Annotated in this window: 13 protein-coding genes; 5 read left to right on the top strand and 8 right to left on the bottom strand. The window is 36.0% G+C overall.

What is annotated here, in order from left to right; translation table 11 throughout:
- Nucleotides 1-40 precede the first annotated feature (40 nt).
- The 7 genes from ACJJVN_RS10620 to ACJJVN_RS10650 all read right to left on the bottom strand — a co-directional run bounded on the left by ACJJVN_RS10620 (nt 41) and on the right by ACJJVN_RS10650 (nt 10,771).
- On the bottom strand, nt 41-751 hold the full coding sequence (locus ACJJVN_RS10620; RefSeq protein ID WP_405378063.1) for a DUF2064 domain-containing protein: 711 nt from the start codon (nt 749-751) through the stop codon (nt 41-43).
- A gap of 346 nt (nt 752-1,097) precedes the next feature.
- Nucleotides 1,098-2,525, bottom strand: coding sequence for an alpha-amylase family glycosyl hydrolase (locus tag ACJJVN_RS10625; RefSeq protein WP_405378064.1), 1,428 nt, complete (start codon nt 2,523-2,525; stop codon nt 1,098-1,100).
- Between the two features lie 72 nt (nt 2,526-2,597).
- Nucleotides 2,598-4,997, bottom strand: a complete 2,400-nt coding sequence (locus ACJJVN_RS10630; protein ID WP_405378065.1) for an alpha-amylase family glycosyl hydrolase — start codon at nt 4,995-4,997, stop codon at nt 2,598-2,600.
- A 289-nt stretch (nt 4,998-5,286) separates the two neighbouring features.
- Nucleotides 5,287-7,590: a glycoside hydrolase family 65 protein gene (locus tag ACJJVN_RS10635; RefSeq protein ID WP_405378066.1), complete on the bottom strand. Its 2,304-nt coding sequence runs from the start codon at nt 7,588-7,590 to the stop codon at nt 5,287-5,289.
- Complete coding sequence (gene pgmB / locus ACJJVN_RS10640) at nt 7,587-8,249, bottom strand: beta-phosphoglucomutase (RefSeq protein WP_405378067.1); 663 nt, start codon at nt 8,247-8,249, stop codon at nt 7,587-7,589. Before pgmB ends, ACJJVN_RS10635 begins: the two co-directional genes overlap by 4 nt.
- On the bottom strand, nt 8,242-9,627 hold the full coding sequence (locus tag ACJJVN_RS10645) for an MFS transporter (protein WP_405378068.1): 1,386 nt from the start codon (nt 9,625-9,627) through the stop codon (nt 8,242-8,244). Before ACJJVN_RS10645 ends, pgmB begins: the two co-directional genes overlap by 8 nt.
- Nucleotides 9,628-9,751: 124 nt before the next feature.
- A complete protein-coding gene (locus ACJJVN_RS10650; protein ID WP_405370529.1) occupies nt 9,752-10,771 on the bottom strand; it encodes a LacI family DNA-binding transcriptional regulator in 1,020 nt (339 codons plus the stop codon).
- 190 nt (nt 10,772-10,961) lie between these two features.
- On the opposite strand from ACJJVN_RS10650, the gene ACJJVN_RS10655 reads away from it, so the two are divergent.
- The 5 genes from ACJJVN_RS10655 to ACJJVN_RS10675 all read left to right on the top strand — a co-directional run bounded on the left by ACJJVN_RS10655 (nt 10,962) and on the right by ACJJVN_RS10675 (nt 19,903).
- Nucleotides 10,962-13,844 (top strand): SusC/RagA family TonB-linked outer membrane protein, encoded by a 2,883-nt coding sequence (locus ACJJVN_RS10655; protein ID WP_405378069.1) that lies wholly within the window; start codon nt 10,962-10,964, stop codon nt 13,842-13,844.
- Between the two features lie 11 nt (nt 13,845-13,855).
- Nucleotides 13,856-15,454, top strand: coding sequence for a RagB/SusD family nutrient uptake outer membrane protein (locus ACJJVN_RS10660; protein WP_405378070.1), 1,599 nt, complete (start codon nt 13,856-13,858; stop codon nt 15,452-15,454).
- 19 nt (nt 15,455-15,473) lie between these two features.
- Complete coding sequence (locus ACJJVN_RS10665) at nt 15,474-16,610, top strand: SusE domain-containing protein (protein WP_405370523.1); 1,137 nt, start codon at nt 15,474-15,476, stop codon at nt 16,608-16,610.
- Between the two features lie 61 nt (nt 16,611-16,671).
- Complete coding sequence (locus ACJJVN_RS10670; RefSeq protein ID WP_405378071.1) at nt 16,672-19,404, top strand: alpha-amylase family glycosyl hydrolase; 2,733 nt, start codon at nt 16,672-16,674, stop codon at nt 19,402-19,404.
- Nucleotides 19,405-19,672: 268 nt separating this feature from the next.
- Entirely contained in the window at nt 19,673-19,903 is a 231-nt protein-coding gene (locus ACJJVN_RS10675; protein ID WP_405378072.1) for a hypothetical protein, read from the top strand.
- A 63-nt stretch (nt 19,904-19,966) separates the two neighbouring features.
- Here the strand turns inward: ACJJVN_RS10675 and ACJJVN_RS10680 are convergent, their stop codons facing one another.
- On the bottom strand, nt 19,967-20,896 hold the full coding sequence (locus tag ACJJVN_RS10680; RefSeq protein ID WP_405378073.1) for a DUF58 domain-containing protein: 930 nt from the start codon (nt 20,894-20,896) through the stop codon (nt 19,967-19,969).
- Nucleotides 20,897-20,987: the final 91 nt, after the last annotated feature.

Raw genomic sequence — 20,987 nt, forward strand, 5'->3', positions numbered from 1 at the left:
TTTATTTTCTAAATCACGCGCTTATAAATACATATAGACATTAACAACAAGGAGATCCCTTGTTATAATAAACATCAGCATCCTTAATTAAGTAAAGGACACTACTATTAGACGCTATACTTTTATCGCTCTCAACTAATAATAAAATGAGTTGAAGTATTATTTCATTTAAAGATAATGAGTAATCTAAAATCGCCCTTAAATCTACACTTGCATCCAGATCTATTAACTTATCTAGCATTTTATATAAAACTAGACCGTTACTAAAACTATCTGTAAGAGAATTAGTTAATCGAGACGTTTTCCAAGGTAACTTAGAAAAGCTAGATTCTTTATTTTCTTTATTTTCTACCTTTAAAAAAGTAGCTTTATTAATTCCTAGAAGATAAAAACCACCATCTTGGGAAGGACCTATTGTAGCAACCCCTTGTTCTAGGTTACCAATAGCCTGTTTAAAATGTGATAATTTTAAATGCGGCGTGTCATTACCTATGGCTATTACATTATCATATCCTTGCTCAAAAACTGCCTGAATAGAATTACTTAGCCTAGAACCAAAATCAGATCCCTTTTGTTGCTTTTCTGTATGTACAAAATATGGTAAACCAGTTTTACTCGCTAGAGCAACCGTTTGATCTGTAAGTGTATCAAAAAGCACATCACCGCCTTTAATACCTTTACGCCACGCATCTTTCTTACCAGAAGCGGCAAAGACTAGAATAGCAGTATGAGAAGATTTCTTAAAAATCAATTTTTAATTTTAACCGTTACATTTTTATCATTCAAAATAAGCTCGCATTCATGGAATAGAAACTACGGCATTACATACGTAAAGCTTCCCTCTTCAGGTTTTACAAAATGACAATTACTCTATGATATTTGCATAATTACAATAAAATTGTCACGAAAGTTTCACTTTTTACTTTTTGATACATATTAGCATACATGAATTCTAAAAATTCAGATAAAAAGCAAAGTGAATAATCACATAAGTAACTTCATGGCATACTACTCTTAATTCTATAACTGACACCAGATATCATAAAAAAAGGCTTCCCTAATGAGAAGCCTTTTTTACATTTTTGTTGAAAACCGTATTATTTTTCTACAGTAAAAATACGATATCCATACGGTGGAAAATCAAGAAAGTCACCTTCATTAAAATCAACACTACCACCACGTATCGCATCAGTTATTCTACCTGACAAGCCTTTTACTTTTACTTTTTCTCTCTCTGTAGATAAATTTACAATGTAATAAATAACATCTCCATTTTTTTCTCTCTTAATAGCATAAATACTATTATCATTACTTGTTTCTAGTCTGGTATAACTAGCAGGGTTTTTACCACCATTAAGTGCGGCATTGTTGTTTTTTAACTCACCTAGTTTTTTCATAAGATCCCAAGTCTCCCCTTTAGTTTTAGGGATAGTATCTTTTTCAAAAAACTTTAATCTGTAATCCATACCATACTCCTGACCAGAATAAATTAATGGCATACCAGGTATCATGTAACTAAATGTAAGCATGGTATTTGCCTTTGATCCCATTCTTTCTTTTACAGATCCATTCCATGAATTCTCATCATGATTTGTTATGAAATTCATTAAGATATCATCCTTCTCATAATTTTTCTCATTACGTTCCATGTAATTATCCCATTCCTTAACATCAAAGTCACCCTTAGTCAGTTCATTCATTAAATGATGCCCTTCCCAATTATACCCCATATCAAATGCTTCTTTAAAAAGATCTTTCTTTTCACTTTCTGCTAGCATAAATAAGGGTTTGCGGTCTTCTAATTCTTTAGTCGCATAATTCCAAAATTCAGTAGGCACTTCATGAGCCACATCACATCTAAAACCATCTACGTCATATCTTTCTATCCATGACTCCATAGCTTGTGTCATATACGTCCACATATCTTTATTACTATAATTAAGATCTGCAGTGTCTGTCCAGTCGGTACCTTCTGGATGCATCATTTTACCATTTTTATCCTTGGTGAAAAAGTCTGGATATTCTTTAATCCATCTATTATCCCATCCTGTATGGTTTGCAACCCAGTCCAGGATCACATACATACCATTATCATGTGCTGTTTTTATAAGATTCTTTAAATCATCAGGCGTTCCTAAATCTGGATTTACTTCTTCATAGTCTGCTACCGCATAGTAACTACCTAAATACTTCTCTCTTTCTTTAGGGTCCTTAATATCCTCTACCATTAAGTCAGCTTTTGCTTTTCTATTCTTTTCTGAAATAGGAAAAACAGGCATCAACCAGATTACCTTAACACCTAGTTCCTTAAGTTCTGGAATATCTTTAGTAAATTCATTAAAAGTCCCTTCTGGAGAATACTGTCTTATGTTTGCTTCATATATCACTGCATTTTCTAAGTCTTTATCCTGTATAGGTGAGTATTTTTTAACCTCAACTTCTTCTACAACTGTTTCTTCTTTCACTTCTTCCTTACAGGCAAATAATGCCGTGATGGCAAGTAATCCTAAAATATATTTTTTCATTAAGCTAGTACTTTATTAATAGTTGGTTTTCCTAATATTATGCTCAGGTATCAAATGTAGGAGTTCTATATCTTATTTAAAATCTTTATTTTGATCATTTTTCATTTGTAAAATCACAAAGTTACCTGGTGGTATCTGAATATTCTTATCTGTTACAATGGCATTTATTGCTGTTCCGCTTTCGCGAAAGCGTGCATTATTTAAACCCACATTAAGTATCAAAGAATTCTCATTAAAAAACACCTTTGTACTCTCGTTAAAGTAATGACGTTCTATACCCAACAGGCCATTTTCTTCCATAACAACCTGTGTAGTACCATAAAGTAACGACATAGAGTTGCGACGTAGATGAACTAATTCCTGAACTAATTTACGTAAGTTTTGCTCCCTACTAGAAAGGCCATTAAACTTCATCATCCTGCGATTATCAGGGTCGTTTGCCCCTATAGAACCGTACTCATCACCATAGTATATAACCGGCACACCTGGCATGGTCATGTTAAACGCCTGCAACATACCTAGTCTATCAAATGCGGTAGAATCACTCATAACTATTTCACGAGTCCAACCGGCTTTCTTTGCGTCTTCATCAAATTTCACATCGCCACTTGCATAGCTTATAAATCTTGCACGATCTTGGTTTCCTGATATATTACCCATTAAGTGATGGTGACCGTAGTATTCTAGACCTTTTTTAAGGGTTTCGGTGAGGTTTGAGTAGCTTCCATCCGCTACTGCAAAAGCGGAAACAGCAGCATCATACTGATTAAAATCAAACTGTGCGTCTAACATTCCTGTACTCACATAGCTTCTTATCAGGTCATAAGAACCATAAGTTTCTCCTATCTGGTAAATAGGTCTGTCCGTATTATTGCGTACTTTTTGAGTCAGTGTCCTCCAGTATTCTTCTGGCACATGCTTAGTCGCGTCATGACGGAAACCGTCTAGTTTGTACTCGGTAACCCAATACAATGCGCTATCGGTCATTTTTTCTACTACTTCTGGCTTTGAAAAATCTAGAGTAGGCAAAAATGTGTCAAACCAAGTGGTTAACCTGTGGTCGTCCCATCGCTCTGTATTTAAACTACCGTCTTCTAGATACAAATCTGTTGTCCATTCTGGATGTTCTTTATATAAAGGGTGCTCTTCATGAACGTGGTTTGCTACATAATCTAGAATCACGTTCATATCGCGATTATGAGCCTCTTCAATGATTTCTTTTAAGACCTTCTCATCGCCAAATCTGTAATCTACTTTAGTATTAGAAATAGGCCAGTAACCATGATAACCGCTAAATTTAGTTTTAGGCTCTGGCCACAAGCCATAAGCACCTTCTGGATTTTGAGTAATAGGCGACAACCATACCGTGTTGATTCCTAATTCTTCAAAATAACCGTCTTTTAACTTTGCCAAAACACCTGCTAGATCACCACCCATATAATTGGCTTTAGGTAAAATTTCTGGATCGTTCACAGGTTTTGTATTGCTTTTATCTCCATCAAGAAAACGATCTACCATCATAAAGTACAACACCTGATTATGAAAATCATTTCTAGCAAGTTGCGATGGGTCTTCTACCACCTGACCATTTTGTACCGGAATCAATAAATCGTTAGTACGACCATTTTTATCACTAGCAAAAACTCTAACGAGTTGTGTTTTTGAAATGCGATTTGAAAAATCTTTTTCTGGTAGGTTTACCGTGTAGGTATTATCATTTTTGCTTTTTACAGCTTCTACAAGTTGGTTTTCATAAAGAACAACTACGTTTTCTAAACTTCCCGATGTTTTAAAGGTGAATCCTTTGTCGAGGATTTTATCGTAGGATAGCTTTGTATTTGTTGACAAAGAATTATCAATATAACGATTAAAGCCTCCTTGATTATTACTAATGAACATCTCGTCGTTTTCAGTCAACTTTTCTTCGACACCATCCAAAACAAAAATATATTGATGTTTCCCAGCTGGAAGTGCAGCCGTATGTATCCAGACACCATTGTTATCTTCTAAATCTATGGTTGCCCAATTTGTAAAGCTTCCTTTAATTTGAACTTTCTTAGGTTTATTCTTAGTTCTATTAACGTAAGGCAATGAAAACTGACCTTGTGGAGTTTTATAAACTGGAATATCGTTCCTAATCCCATCGATCCATAAAGTAATATTAGTAACGAAAGGAGCTTTGTCATTCAGTCCAAAATAATAGGAGTCGTCTAGTTTTCCAGGAATTTTAATATCATTGTTACTACCTAAATCTTTTTTATAACATCCTTTTCCTAAAGTGATACTATCAATAGATTCAACATCTAAAACGTAATCGGAAATTAAAAATTTATTACTTCCTACATTTTTATAAATAGGCGTTGTCATCACCTCAATAACACTAGTTCTAGTATCTAGAGTAGTATTTTCTTTATCGTTATTATCGCAACTTATAATAAGAATTGCGATGAGTAGGATTAGTAGTTTTTTCATTTCACTTTATTTATTATTTATTGCATCGCTAGCCCCATTGCCTGCGGCATTTCCCCAAAGGGGAAAGTTTTCATGGAATCGCTTTGCTCGAGATTATTATCTTATTCAAATCCTAAAGGTTTGGCGGTAATTTATCAATATGTTTTCACTCATGCGCAAACACCCTTTGTCCTGCGATCATTTCCCTCAAGGGGAAACTTAAAACTAATAACTCGATATAACTTACCTCACAGGTTTTGAAAACCTGTGAGATTTGATGGTTTTTTTATTAGCATACGAGCTTCATAGCCTAGGCATTTACCATTTGAGGCTGTAAAGTAATGTGCTCGCCATTAAGTATAATATCTTGGGCATGTTTGCCTTCTAGAGTTACTTGTGCACCAGTTTTAGTTACTTGTACGTCGAGAATCTGATTTCTAAAGTTGATTTTAAAACTGAAACCATTCCATTGTTCGGGAAGTTTGGTTGTAAAACTAGGCTTGTTTGCAATGATTTGAAGACCACCGAAACCTTCTACAATACTCATCCATGTTCCTGCCATACTCGTAATGTGGCAACCTTCTTCAACTTCTTTATTATAGTCGTCTAGATCTAGTCTTGATGTTCTTAAATAAAACTCATAAGCCTGATCCATGCGATCTAACTTTGCTGCCTGTATACTGTGAACACATGGAGAAAGTGAGCTTTCATGAACCGTTAACGGCTCGTAAAAGTCAAAATGCTTTTCTAATTGTTCTTTTGTAAAATGATCTTCAAAAAAATAGAAACCTTGAAGTACGTCTGCTTGTTTAATGTAACAACTTCTTAGAATACGGTCCCAAGACCATTTCTGGTTGATAGGTCTGTGAATTGGAGAGAGATCATTTACTGGAATGATTTCCTTATCTAAGAATCCATCTTGTTGTAAATAAATGCCTAGTTCTTCATCAAATGGCTCGTACATATTATTTGCAACGTCCAGCCATGCGGTGATCTCGCTATCTGTAAGATTAGTTTTTGCAATAATTCTATCGTAATCTGACTTATGACCATCTTTTACTTTATTGATATTATCAACAGTATAGTTGATACACCATTTTGCTAGGTAGTTCGTATACCAATTGTTATTAACGTTATTCTCATACTCGTTAGGACCAGTTACACCTAGAATCATGTATTTATTTGCTCGATGAGAATAAGTTGCACGTTGATGCCAGAATTTTGCGATAGCAATCATCACTTCAAGTCCCATTTCTGGAATGTAGCTGTAATCTCCTGTATATCTAACGTAGTTATAAATGGCAAAAACCATCGCACCGTTGCGGTGTATTTCTTCAAAGGTGATTTCCCACTCGTTGTGAGATTCTTCTCCATTCATGGTAACCATAGGATATAGAGCAGCTCCAGAAGAAAATCCGAGTTTCCCAGCATTTTCAACGGCCTTGTCTAGCTGCTCATATCTATATCTTAATAAATTACGTGCTACCTGTTGATCTTTGGTAGCCATGTAGAATGGAATACAATAAGCTTCTGTATCCCAATAGGTAGAACCTCCATATTTCTCTCCTGTAAATCCTTTAGGACCTATGTTAAGACGAGAATCCTTACCTAAGTATGTTTGATTCAACTGGAAGATATTAAAACGTATCCCTTGCTGTGCTTTGAGATCACCGTCTATAGTAATATCTGCCATGGCCCAAATTTGCGCCCATGAATCTGCCTGCAATTTAAGCAAACTTTCATAACCTAGCTCTGTTGCTTTCTGTAAAACTGATTTTGCAGCAGGAAAAAGTTCAAAATGCTCATGATTAAGGCTAGAAGTATAACCGGCATACTTTCTTAGAGTTACGCTTTCGCCTTGAGCGATATCACAAGCTGCCTTATGACGTATGATGGTATCATTTTTATCAAAATGCTCTGCATACTGGACATGCTCTCCATTCTTAATCAACTCTGACTGCATGAAGGTACCTACATAGAAATTAGTCTTATTAGTACGACTTAACACGAGTGCCTGATGCTCTTCTGAAACTAGTTCTTCTACTTCCCAGAATGCGTCGTCCCAATTAGTATCTTCATTAGTTATTCCCGCATCTATATAAGGCTGGAAAGAGATTCTAATAGCTCCTTTTACAGCAGTTACTTGATAGTTAATAACGGCTAGCTCATCTATTTCTAGACTCATGAACCTTCTTGCAACTACATTTATCGCTTTTTCTTGAGACAGGTGTGCTGTAAAGGAACGTTCGTACCATCCTTCTTTCATGTTCAATTCGCGACGGTAATCTGTCACTTCTTGAACTGTAGCTAGGTCTAATTCTTCTCCATCTATAAAGACATCAATCCCTATAAAATTAGGAGCGTTAAGTACTTTTGCAAAATATTCTGGATAGCCATTTTTCCACCAACCTACTCTGGTTTTATCTGGATAATAAACTCCTGCGACATAACTACCTTGAAAAGTAGCGCCTGTATATTTTTCTTCAAAATTTGCTCGTTGCCCCATTGCACCGTTACCGATGGAAAAAAGGCTTTCACTAGATTCTACTTGAGACGGCTTCCATCCTTCTTCAATTATAGACCACGCATTTGGTATGATATATTCTTGATTCATTTTTTCTTACTTAATAATGTGTTGATATAATCTTGTGGCATGTCGGTAAAGTGTGCAAAGACTTCGTCTGCCTCGTTTAATATGGATGGCTCTCCTAATCCTATAGAAATCATTCCTGCTGTATTTGCTGCCTGTACTCCTGCAACACTGTCCTCAAAAACGATACTTTCTTGTGCTGCATAGCCTAATTGATTGCAAGCGCTTAAAAAGACCTCTGGATCTGGTTTTGCCTTAGTAACATTTGTTCCGTCTACTATTACCTCAAATAGGTCATGGATACCTAGTTTCTTTAAGATAGGTCGGGCATTTTTACTCGCACTACCTAAAGCTATGGGCTGATCTTGTTTCTTTAATTCTAAAAGAAAATCATGCACACCAGGCATTATGTCTGAAGTATCTAAGGTTCTTATAAGGTCTAGATATTCCGTGTTTTTCTGATCCATTTTTGCTTGAAAAACATCTGGAGAGATTTCTTTATTTCCCCATTCTAGAATTTTCTTTAAGGAGTTTACTCTAGAAACCCCTTTGAGTTGTTCGTTTTCTTCTTCTGTAAAATTGATATCTAGAGATGCCGCAAGACGTTGCCATGCGATAAAGTGAAACTTTGCAGTGTCTACAATTACACCATCTAGGTCAAATATGAATGCTTTTTTAATCATCTGATTCTTGAATTTGGTAGGTGATAGCTTTTTTATCGGTTATTAAGAAATTACTAAGACCTGCTAGAACTAGTGCTATACCAGCAACTGTCATAGCATGTATGGCGCCATCTCCTAATAAACTAGAGGTCCAATTAACACCTCCTAAAGCGGCTATGATTTGAGGAATTACAATAAACATATTAAAGATACCCATCATTAATCCCATCTGTTTAGGATTAACACTACTAGACAACATCGCATAGGGCATGGATAAAATACTACCCCATGCGACACCTATTAATGTGAACGATAAAATTAACATTGCAGGGTCTGTGATATAATTCATCATTAAAAATCCTAATCCACCAGCGATAAGACATGTCATGTGAACGTATTTTCTATTAATTCTTCTACGAGAAGTATATAAGGTAAGTAGTAAAGCAAATACCATAGAAGAAAGTCCATAAACCCCCATATAACCACCCACGCTATTTGCCGCTTTTTGATATGCGGTATTTTGTGTGTCAAATGCAGCCGACTGCATGGCGTCTGACATATCAAACATACTAGCAATAGGTGCTGGCGCTTCAAAAACGGACTCTGTTAATGCTGGTGTTGCTAGGCTCCACATAGTAAAAAAGGCAAACCATGAGAAGAACTGTACCACACCTAGTTTAATCATGGTAGGTGGTATGAGAGAATAAGATTTTGAAATACTTTCCATCATCCCTGTGTCATCATCTTCTATCTCACCATTGTACTTTTCCATCTCTTGTGGCGAGTATTCTTTTGTTTTAAAAACCGTCCATAAAATCGTTATTAAAAAAACAAAAGCTCCTATTGCAAATGCAACTTTAACAGATGGCGGTATTACTCCAGCAGGAGCCTCGTCAGAGACACCTAACATCGATACTAATGCAGGTAGTGAACTAGCGATAAATGTACCGATACCTATTATAAGAGTTTGCATTACAAAACCATAGGATCGTTGAGAATCTGGCAACTTATCTGCAACCAGCGCTCTAAATGGTTCCATAGAAATATTAATGGACGCATCTAGTATCCATAAAAAACCTGCTGCCATCCATAATGCAGATGAGTATGGGACAAAAAATAAAGCAATAGAGCTAAGAATAGCACCTACTAGAAAATAAGGTCTTCTTCTACCTAATCTAGAAGACCAGGTTTTATCACTCAAGAAACCTATAATGGGTTGTACTAGCAGCCCTGTTAATGGTGCGGCTATCCACAGTAGTGGGATTTCATCCTTTACTGCTCCTAGTGTTTGAAAAATACGTGACATGAATCCGCCTTGAAGGGCGAAACCAAACTGAATACCGAGAAATCCAAAACTCATGTTCCAAATATCCCAGAAACCTAACTTAGGTTTTTGCATATCGTTATCTTTTTTTTAATGACGACAAGCCTTATGACTTATCAAAACTTATTGTGTGTGAAGAAGATAAGTTTCGATTCTATGTTAAAAGTCTACCTCTCAACATGGTTGTAAATTTATATAATTAAGGTGTAGATTCTCTCTCTACCAGAGAAGTTTTTACGATAACGGTTTCGTAACTTTCGTTCTCATGATGCTTTGATTCTAATTTTTCTATCAATTTTGCAGCAGCAATACCTCCCATTTCTTCACCTTTTTGTCCAATAGTAGTTAATGTAGGACTGGCATATTTAGACAACATACCATCTGTAAATGCTACAATAGCAACATCTTCAGGGATTTTCTTACCTGCTTTTTGTAACGCTTTACTAGCTGTAACTGCAAACAATTCATTTACCGCGACTAGCGAGTCAAAATCATTTTTTAATATAAAATCTTCTATCGCACCCTCGCATTTATCAATATCTTCTATCTTTAAAAACTGATGGTCTTCTACTTCAAAACCGCGCTGTTGCAACGCTTCTTTAAAACCTTGAGAACGTAATCTACCTACATTTACATAGTCTACCGTACTTATAATACCTAGCTTATTTCTTCCTTTTCTAAGTAAAAACTCAGTAGCTTCATGTCCTGCAGCAACGTCGTCTATAATTACCTTATCACATGGTATATCATTACACACACGGTCGAACATAACAATAGGCATACCCTGATTAGTCACTTCTCGTAAATGGTGAAAATCTTGTTTCTCCATCGTTTCTTTAGAAAGGCTCATAATAAAGCCGTCTATACTGCCATTAGCGAGCATTTCCATATTCACTACTTCTTTATCAAAGCTCTCACCAGATAAGGTAATGATGACCTGATAACCTTTTTGATTTGCCACACGCTCTACTCCCGAAATGACAGTTGCAAAGAAATGATGCACTATTTCTGGAATGATAATTCCTATTTTTTTAGTTTTTTGATTCTTTAGGCTTAGCGCGATACTGTTAGGTTTGTAGTTAAATTTCTTAGCATAATCTTTAATCCTATCCCTAGTCTCTGCACTTATCTCATGGGAATCTCTTAGAGCTTTTGAAACTGTTGATACAGATACATTTAAGTCTTTAGAAATTTTTTTTAATGTGATTTTTTGAGCCATTATAACTTAGATTAGGAGTTATTATCCGTTTCGCTTTCGCGAAAGTGAAGATACTATAAATATATAATAACGATTACCGAAAACGTTTTCGTAGAATGTTGTTACGAAAACGTTTTCATAACATTTAGTTTACATAATTTAGCCGTCGTGTGAGAAGAAGACATCATTAATTTTTAACTAAATCAGAAAAATGAATCAGAAATTACAAACAGTTTTACTGTTAATTTTACTACCATTTTTTGCATTTGCGCAAAGTGTCATTACTGGTACAGTACTGGAATCTAACGGCCTACCAGCCTTAGGAGCAACTGTATCTGTAAAAGGCACATCAAATGGTACATCGACAGACTTTGATGGAAAGTACACTTTAAATAATGTACCTAGTGATGCCGTAATCGTATTTTCTTTTATAGGTTATATGACACAAGAGATTCCTTTAAATGGACAGACTTCTATCAACATAACGCTAGCAGAGAACCCATCAGAATTAGACACCATCGTTCTTATAGGATATGGTAGCACTAAAAAAGCAAACGTTACCGCAGCACAAACTACTGTAAAAGCAGAAGAATTTAACAAAGGTGCGATCACCTCACCAGGTCAGTTAATATCTGGTAAAGTAGCCGGTGTACAAGTTACAGCAGCTTCTGGTCGTCCAGGTGATGGACCTGTTATTAGAGTACGTCCAGGTTCTACACTAGGTGGTAATCAAGATGCTCTTTATGTAGTAGATGGTGTACCCCTAGATCAACGCAACGCTAGTCTAAATACTATTAACCCAGCAGACATTGAATCCTTTACTATTCTTAAAGATGCCAGTGCTACTGCTATTTATGGTAACCGTGCATCTAACGGTGTTGTTTTAATTACGACTAAAAAAGCTAAACTTAATAGTGATCTCAAAATAGGGTATGATGTACAGTTTGCTGTAAATCAAGTTCAAGATTATGCTCATGTATTAAATGCAGATGAATTTAGACAACTAGTTGTTGATCAAGGTAGAGACCCTGCAGTATTAGGAGATGCTAATACAGACTGGCAAAATGAAATTTATCAAAACGGAACAAGAGCTATTCACAATCTTACCGTAGAAAAAGGATATGAAGCAACTTCTATTAGAGCATCTCTAGGGTACACTAACGAGAATGGTACCTTATTAAGATCTGGTTATGAAAGAGCTACTTTAGGTCTTAACGTAAGACAAAACTTCTTAAAAGGAGATTTAAAATTAAACTTTACTTCTCAACTAGCTCAAGAAGAATTAAGAAGAGCAGATGAAGGTGCTGTAGGGGCAGCAGTTGTTTTTGATCCTACACAATCTATATTTAATAATACAGGAGAATTCGGCGGTTTCTTCGAGTACACTAACTCGACTGGACCAGAAGGTAATGCACCTCGCAACCCACTAGGATTGTTAAATAGTTTAGATTCTCAACTCGATAACAAGCAAGCGAGATTAAATCTTAACGCTGCCTATAATATAAGACAAGTGCCTGGTTTAAAATTTACTGGTAACGCTGGTATCGATTATAATGAGTTTGATGAGTACACGATTAGAGATTTTAACTCTGGTGCTGGGGCTCGTGGAAACAACAGAAGCTTTGGTGAAGGATTCAGAAGAAACCAACTATTAGATGGTCGTTTTGAATACAAAAGAACTTTAGAATCTCTAGACACTGACATGGATCTTACTCTAGGAGGTAGTTTTCAAGATTTCACACGTCAAAGCACAAGTCGTTCTACAGTAAACAACGAACTTCAAGAAAATCCTATTGCTATAGATGACTCTGCATTAGTAACTGCATTTGCAAGAGCTTCTTTTGATATTAAAGATTTAGTGGTTTTATCTGCTAGTGCATCTCGTAATGGTAGTTCAAGATTTTCTGAAGAAAATAGATGGGCTAACTTCTATGGAGCAAGTGCTGCTTTAAAACTTACCAACACTGACTTTGTACAAAACAGTGGATTCTTATCACAGTTAAAACTACGTGGTGGTTTCGGTCAGACAGGACAGCAAGATATAGACGCATCATTTGCATACTTATCTGTTTTCACTCCTGGACAGCCACAAGCTGCTGTACAATTCGGTGATCAATTTGTAACCACTATACGTCCAGAAGGATCCATAGATCTTAAATGGGAAACTACAGACCAATGGAATGCTGGTATCGACATAGGATTCTTTGATGACCGTATTACTGGTAGTGTAGATGGTTTTTATAGAGAGACTAAAGATTTATTATTATTCGGTCCACTTCCAGCAGGTGGATTAGAAAATGGTAGTTTTCAAAATGCAGGTTCTACTTTGAGTAGAGGTATTGAAACTAGTATTTCAGGAAAAATAATTCAAACAGAAAATATGAACTGGACACTGTCTGCAAATGCGACTGTTCAAGAAATAGAAATTACAGACCTAGCTGGTGCAGATAACGCACCTGTTCCTGTAGGAGGAATATCTGGTGGTACAGGAAATACGATTCAAGAATGGGCTGTAGGATCTGACCCTACCTCTTTTCATGTTTTCCGTCAGGTATATGATCAGGATGGTAATCCATTAGATGGTGTGTACGTAGATACTAATGGTGATAACATTATTAATGACGCAGATAGAGTAAGGTACAAAAAAGCAAATCACGATGTTTACTTCGGTTTAACTTCTAATTTTAATTATAAGAATCTTGATTTTAGCTTCACATTTAGAGGTGCTGCTGGTGGTTACAACTATAATAACGTAGACTCTAATTCTGCTAGTTATGGAAGTATCTTCCCTACTAACACGCAAACTCCTATATATGTAAATTCAACTGTAGATATTTTAAATACTAATTTTTCTCAACAAAGACTACAGTCTGACTATTATATACAAAAAGCTGACTTTGTCAAATTAGATAACGTCTCCTTAGGATATAATTTCCCAGGTGAAAACGTAGATATAAGAGCTTCTATTACAGGAACTAACTTATTAACTATCACTGATTATGATGGTACTGATCCAGAAGTATTTGGTGGTATCGATAATAACCTATTCCCTCGTAATAGAGGTCTAATCTTTGGATTAGGATTTAAATTTTAAAAAGCAACACTATGAAAATGTACAAATCAATTATCTTTTTGTTCCTTGGAATGCTTGTTTTTACTGCATGTGAGGATGCCCTTACTGTAGAACCAAGAGATAACCGAGTTACAGAAGCTGAGTTATTTCAAGACCCTGCGACCTATCGTGGTATTATTGCAAAGGCATATGCTGGTCTTGCTCTAGGTGGACAGTCTGGTGGAGATGGAGATGCAGACATCTCTGGTATAGACGGTGGTTTTTCTAACTACCTGAGATTATACTGGAACATGCAAGAACTTACCACTGACGAGGCTATTATAGCCTGGAATGACGGTACTATAAAAGATTTACACGGTCATGTATGGACAGACGGTAATGAATTTATAAATGCCATGTTCTCTCGTGTTAATTATCAAATAGCAGTATGTAATGAATTCTTATCTTTAAGTACTGATGCAAAACTAGACGAATACAACATCCCTGCAGATGTAAGAGCTGATGTTGCAGAGTATCGTGCGGAAGCTAGATTCTTAAGAGCTTATTCTTATTATCACGGTATGGACCTTTTTGGTAAAATGCCTTTTACCGATGAGAATTCAGATCCAGCAGTTTTACCACTTGCAAAATCTAGAACAGAGCTATTTGAATTTATAGAATCTGAATTACTAGCTATCGAGGACGATATGGTAGAAGCTCGTATGAATGAATACGGTCGTGCTGATAAAGGAGCACTATGGATGGTACTTTCAAAAATTTATATGAACGCTGAGGTTTACACAGGAACATCTAGATATACAGATGCTATCACTCAATTAAACAAAGTAATCAGTGCTGGTTATACCATTCCTAATGTACCATATGCATACAGTTTTCAGGCAGATAACGATCGCAATGGAGCTGAAGATGGTTTTATATGGACGATTAACTTTGATGGTTTAAATACGCAAACATTTGGTGGTACTACTTACTTAACTCATGCTCCAGTAGGTGGTAACATGGATCCATCAGAATTCGGTATCAACGGTGGTTGGGGTGGAATAAGAACTACAGGACAGTTTGTAGAGCTTTTCCCAGGAGAAGAAAACTCTGCAGATTCAAGAGAAACATTCTTTACTGACGAGCAAACAAAAGAAATCAATGATGTAGGTCAGTTTAAAGATGGTTTTGCCATTCAAAAATTCAAGAATGTAAATGTTGATGGTAGTGCAGGTAGTGATACAGTAGGTGACTTTGTAGATATAGATTTCCCTATTTTCCGTATATCAGATGCTTATCTTATGTATGCAGAAGCTGTAGTAAGAGGTGGATCTGGTGGTGATTTAACAACAGCTCAAGGTTATTTGAATCAAATAAGAGAAAGAGCTTATGGAAACACTAGCGGAAACATTACTGTTGGTGAAATAGATCTTGATTACTTACTAGACGAGAGAGCTAGAGAATTACACTGGGAAGCACATAGACGTCAGGATCTAGTAAGATTCGGACAGTTCACTACTTCAAAAGTTTGGGCATGGAAAGGAAATGTAAGAGCTGGTACGACCACACCTGCATTTAGAAATATACTTCCTATTCCTGCACAAGAATTAAATTTAAATCCTAACCTACAACCACAAAACACTGGTTACTAATCTTATAAATAATTTAAAAATGAAAAAGTTTTCTATATTAATGCTGTCGTTTTTAGCTATTGCAGGTTTTAATTCTTGTGATGATACAGACAGTGAAGAATTTTCACTTAATACCAATACATCTGGAGAGATTACCTTATCACCAGACGTAAATACTTTTGAAGTTACCGAAACTAATGGACCAGATCTTGCAGAACGCTTTTCTTGGAACAGAGTTTCATTAGAAACACCTGTACAGATAGATTACCAATTAGAAATGGATCTAGACACTGGCGATTATAGTGCACCAGCAGTATTAGGATCTAATAATGGAACTAATACGGCAGTAACTTATAATGCACTTAACGATGCCGCTCTTTCTTTAGGCGCAGAACCTGGTGTAGCAACTAACTTTAAATTAAGAGTAAAAGCAACTACAGCAGCAACTGCGGTAGATCCTATTTTTTCTAATGAAGTAACTGCAGTAATCACTGCTTTTGAAGCTTACCCTTTTAGCCCCTTATATTTTGTAGGTGCTGCGACAGAGCCTGGATGGAATAATGGAGATGGTAATGGAGCGACTAATCCTGCTCTTTTTGTAGATGTAACAGATGTAAACAAGCATTATTACACAGGTTTCTTTAATGCTGATGAATTTAAAATTCTTTCTACTCTAGGAATGTGGCAACCACAATATGGTGAGAGAAATGGTGCTGTAGGTGTTAATGATGGCGCTGGTAGCGATCCTGCTTCATTTGTTGCTCCTACTGCAGGATATTACGACTTTACCATAGACATTACTGGTGTTACTAATGCTTCAGAAGGTACTTCTAGTTTCAGTATGGTAGCTAATACTACTGCTGCAACAGCAACTATATACACAAGTATAGGTCTTATAGGCCCGTCTACTCCTAATGGATGGAATGGACCAGATCTAGATTTAACACAATCTTCTTTTGATCCACACCAGTGGGTAGGTCGCGATATTGTATTAATCGCTGGAGAATTAAAGATAAGAGCAAACGATGACTGGACAGATAGTTGGGGTGATAATGTATCTCCATATGCTGGACAAGGTACTAACAATAACGATCCTAATATCGTTGCAAAAGGTGGTACTTATGACATTTTCTTTAATGATCTAGACGGTAGTTTCCTTCTTATCCCACAAGAATAAATAAAACTCATCTTAAATTAAAAGGCTGTTCGCAGCCTTTTTTTTGCTTAAAACTCAAGCTATGAAAAACTATACTCTGGCTTTGATGGCCTTTATTTGTTTCGCTTTCGCGAAAGCGCAAGTAACAACAACTCCATCAACACCTACTCAAACAGATCAAGTCATATTAACCTTTGATGCTACTGGTACAGCATTAGAAAACGAAACCGGAACTCTATATGCCTATACAGGTGTAACTATAAATGGACAACGATGGCAAAATATTATAGTACCTACTTTTAACGATAATAATGGTGCACCACAGTTTACCTACAGCGGTACTGGTGATATCTACACACTAGATTTAGGTACGAGTATAAATCAGTTTTATAGTGTAGCGCCAGGAGATGTCGTTTCAGAAATATCGCTAGTCGTTAGAAATGCAGCGGCAACAGCACAAACCTCTCCAGATATATATCTAAATGTTTTTCCTCCAGGATTAAATACATCGATCACCTTTCCACAAGATGGTGCTGTATTTAACCTCAACCAGACCATCACCATAACAGGTGATAGCTCTCAAAATGCAACTTTAGATTTAAGTGTCAACTCAACTAGTATAGCAACTACTACAGCTAGTACTATAAGTAATCCATTCACATTTAGCGCCTCTGGTTCTTATGACATTACTATAACTGCATCTAGCGGTACAGACTCTTCTAGTGATACTGTTAGTGTTTTTGTACCTGGTACGACACAAAATCTAACACGTCCAGCTGGTTTAAAAAATGGAGTTAATGAAAATGCCGATGGTAGCGTTACCTTCTTACTTGCCGCACCACTTAAAGACGATGTGATACTATTAGGTAGTTTCAGCAACTGGAATCTAGATACGACATACCAAATGAATAAGGATGGTGATTATTTTTGGGTTACCATACCAGCTACAGCTTTTACCGCAAACACAGCGTTTATGTATCAATATCTGGTAGATTTTGATATTAAAATAGCAGACCCATACAGCCAGCTTATTCTAGACCCTGGAAGCGATCAATTTATCGTGGCAGGAAATTATCCTAACCTACCAGCTTATCCTACTAACCACACTACAGGAGATATTACTCTTTACACCTATCAAAAAACACCTTATAATTGGAATGTAACTAACTTCTCAAAACCAGATAAAAAGAATTTAGTTATCTATGAGTTACTAGTAAGAGATTTTTCTGAGCAGGACAGTTACCAGCAAGTAATTGATCGTATAGATTATCTAGAAACACTGGGAATTAATGCTATAGAATTAATGCCTATCAATGAGTTTGAAGGAGCAGACAGCTGGGGTTATAATCCTAAATTTCATGGTGCTCTAGATAAAACATATGGTACTACAGATAAGTTTAAAGAACTGGTAGATTTATGTCATTCAAAAGGAATTGCTATCATAATAGATGTAGTGTATAACCATGCTTTTAGTCAAAGTCCGTTATGTCAAATGTGGTGGGATGATGCTAACTTTAGACCAGCGGTAAATAATCCTTACATGAATCCTACGGCGCGTCATGATTTTAATGTAGGTTATGACATGAATCACGAGAGTACTTTTACTCGTGATTATGTAAAGCAAACTCTTCAGTTTCTTATAGACGAGTATAAAATAGATGGTTTCAGATTTGACTTATCAAAAGGTTTTACTCAAAATAATACTTTAGGAAATGTAGGTGCATGGAACGCTTATGATCAGTCTAGGGTAGACATTCTCAATGATTACCGCAATACCATATGGAATGCAAACGGTAACGATGTTTACATGATACTAGAACACCTAGCAGATAATAGTGAAGAAACTGCTCTTGCAAATGCTGGATTCATGCTATGGGGAAAAATGACAGATCAGTACAACCAGAATTCTATGGGTTATGGTAGTAATGCAGATATTAGTGGTTCTTATTTTGGCTCTCGTAATTTCAATGATCAGCATCTAGTTGCTTATGCAGAAAGTCATGACGAACAGCGCTTAATGTACAAAAACCTACAATTCGGTAATAATGCAAACTCATCCCACGACGTAAGAACATTACCTATTGCTCTAGAAAGACAAGAAGCTATCGCAGCCATGTTATATAGTATCCCAGGCCCTAAGATGTTATGGCAATTTGGAGAACTAGGTTATGAACAAGACATAGACCTTAATGGGCGTACAGGACGTAAGCCTATTCCATGGACACTAGGTTATGATACAGACGCAAACCGTATGGCTCTTTATAATGTAACCGCCACTATGATTAACTTTAAGACACTTTATCCAGATACATTTAACTCTGTTAATAACGATCTGGATGTATCTGGAGTAGTAAAGAGAATCAATCTTAACGGCACTCAATTTGATGCTGTTGTTGTAGCTAACTTTGGTATAACAGCTCAAAACGTAAATCCTAATTTCTCTCAAACTGGCACATGGTACGATTACTTCAGTAATAATACAGCAGTAAACATTACTAATACTACAGCGATGATTAATTTACAACCTGGAGAATACAAACTTTTTACAACACAGCTATTACAAGATCCATTAAGTAATGAAGATTCATTTCTTTCTCAAGATCTTATAAGGTTATACCCTAACCCAGCAGCAAGTACTTTTAAACTGTCTCAAGAAGCGCAATTAGTACAAGTCTATAATACCTCTGGTCAGCTTACTACTACTTTTAAAGGTGCTGGAAACATCTATAATGTCAGTGATTTAAAGCAAGGTATTTACTTTATAAAAATTACAACCGCAGATCAAACACAAGTAGAAAAATTAATAAAAATGTAATTCAACCTGTTTTTCTACTTTTTAAAGATTAATGGTATTTGTAAAAAGAGGTTTAAGTTATTATTAAAGTGAAGTTTAAATTTGCGTTACCAAAGAGAGATGTTTATTAGATTCCCTAAATCTTTTAAATAATTACTTTGCAGTAACCCTTTACTCTTTTCATAATTCAATTGGTTACGTAAAGCCTGTCCCTGACAGGCTTTTATTTTATAAGGATTTTATGATGTGGACCTTAAGATTATAGTATCTTAACTAGAAATAATTCATCATGAAAAACATCCTTAAAATATCAGCGCTTTTATTAATGACTACAGTGGCACTTACCAGCTGTAGAGAAGAAAAAACTATGGAAGAAACCGCTAACGAGATGATCGAAAACGGTGATAAGGTAGAAGTAAAAGATGATAAAGTAAAAATCGAAAATGAAGACGGTTCTGAAGCTAAAATCAAATATGATGAGAACGGTGAAATAGAAAAAGTAAAGACAGATGATAACTAGTATTCATTATTAAAATAAGCATAAATAATAACGCCTGATTTTAAAAAAAGTCAGGCGTTAATTTTATTTAAAAAGTTGTCGTTCTAATAAAAAGGTAGTCATAACCACATCAAAGTTTTGTTGAATATCTACCGGCATGTATTTGATTCTATTTTGTCCACAACGTACTCTTAGTTTTTCAAAATATTCTTTTATCGCTTTTTGATAATCTTCTCTAACATTATCTGCATACAGGTTGATATGCTCTCCTGTTTCTACATCTGTATATCGTGTAGGCTTGTTAGAAAAATCAAAGTTGACCTCTGTAGCACTATCATAGGTATGAAAAAGTACCACATCATGTTTGTTATATTTTAAATGCCTAAGCGCTTCAAAGAGTTCGTTTTCATGTCTATCGCTTTGAAACATGTCAGTAAAGAGAAAAATAAGCGATCTGCGTTTTATATTCTCTGCTATCTCGTGCAGATATTTGTAAGTATCTGTAGTTTGCCCGCTAGGTTTCTCACTACTTATTCTAGTCAGTTGATCTAGAAGCATATTGTGATGTCTCTCGCTACCTTTTTCTGGCGCATAATATTCATACTCATTTGCATAAATACTCATTCCTACCGCATCTCTTTGCTTCTTAAGCAGGTTCATAACACTTGCTGCTGCCAGCGCCGTAAAACCTATTTTATTAAGCGAGCCTATCTCTTGTTTTTTAGTCGGCGGATAATGCATGGAAGGGCTGTTATCGACGATAAGATGACAGCGCAAATTAGTCTCTTCGTCATAACGTTTTGTGTAAAGCTTATCTGTTTTTGCAAACAACTTCCAGTCTATATGACGTGTACTCTCACCAGGATTGTAAATTTTATGTTCTGCAAACTCTGCACTAAAACCATGAAAAGGAGATTTATGCATACCACTTATATAACCTTCTACTACCTGACTAGCCAGTAATTGCAGGTTTTTAAAGCCAGTAGTTTTATTGAGTTCCTTTTGTACATCCATAGTGTGAAGATAAGAAAAGCATGACCATCTTAATTGACGATCATGCTTGTTTTATTTATGGGGTTTAAATTTGTTCCGCTTTCGCGAAAGC

This window comes from Nonlabens sp. Asnod3-A02 (genome assembly GCF_045063755.1).
GTDB lineage: Bacteria > Bacteroidota > Bacteroidia > Flavobacteriales > Flavobacteriaceae > Nonlabens > Nonlabens xylanidelens.

What these genes read in the sequence shown, in the direction of transcription:
- ACJJVN_RS10625 (WP_405378064.1), bottom strand. Translation starts at nt 2,525, where the DNA reads ATGAAAAAATATATTTTAGGATTACTTGCCATCACGGCATTATTTGCC.
- ACJJVN_RS10630 (WP_405378065.1), bottom strand. Translation starts at nt 4,997, where the DNA reads ATGAAAAAACTACTAATCCTACTCATCGCAATTCTTATTATAAGTTGC.
- ACJJVN_RS10635 (WP_405378066.1), bottom strand. Translation starts at nt 7,590, where the DNA reads ATGAATCAAGAATATATCATACCAAATGCGTGGTCTATAATTGAAGAA.
- pgmB (WP_405378067.1), bottom strand. Translation starts at nt 8,249, where the DNA reads ATGATTAAAAAAGCATTCATATTTGACCTAGATGGTGTAATTGTAGAC.
- ACJJVN_RS10645 (WP_405378068.1), bottom strand. Translation starts at nt 9,627, where the DNA reads ATGCAAAAACCTAAGTTAGGTTTCTGGGATATTTGGAACATGAGTTTT.
- ACJJVN_RS10650 (WP_405370529.1), bottom strand. Translation starts at nt 10,771, where the DNA reads ATGGCTCAAAAAATCACATTAAAAAAAATTTCTAAAGACTTAAATGTA.
- ACJJVN_RS10655 (WP_405378069.1), top strand. Translation starts at nt 10,962, where the DNA reads ATGAATCAGAAATTACAAACAGTTTTACTGTTAATTTTACTACCATTT.
- ACJJVN_RS10660 (WP_405378070.1), top strand. Translation starts at nt 13,856, where the DNA reads ATGAAAATGTACAAATCAATTATCTTTTTGTTCCTTGGAATGCTTGTT.
- ACJJVN_RS10665 (WP_405370523.1), top strand. Translation starts at nt 15,474, where the DNA reads ATGAAAAAGTTTTCTATATTAATGCTGTCGTTTTTAGCTATTGCAGGT.
- ACJJVN_RS10670 (WP_405378071.1), top strand. Translation starts at nt 16,672, where the DNA reads ATGAAAAACTATACTCTGGCTTTGATGGCCTTTATTTGTTTCGCTTTC.
- ACJJVN_RS10675 (WP_405378072.1), top strand. Translation starts at nt 19,673, where the DNA reads ATGAAAAACATCCTTAAAATATCAGCGCTTTTATTAATGACTACAGTG.
- ACJJVN_RS10680 (WP_405378073.1), bottom strand. Translation starts at nt 20,896, where the DNA reads ATGGATGTACAAAAGGAACTCAATAAAACTACTGGCTTTAAAAACCTG.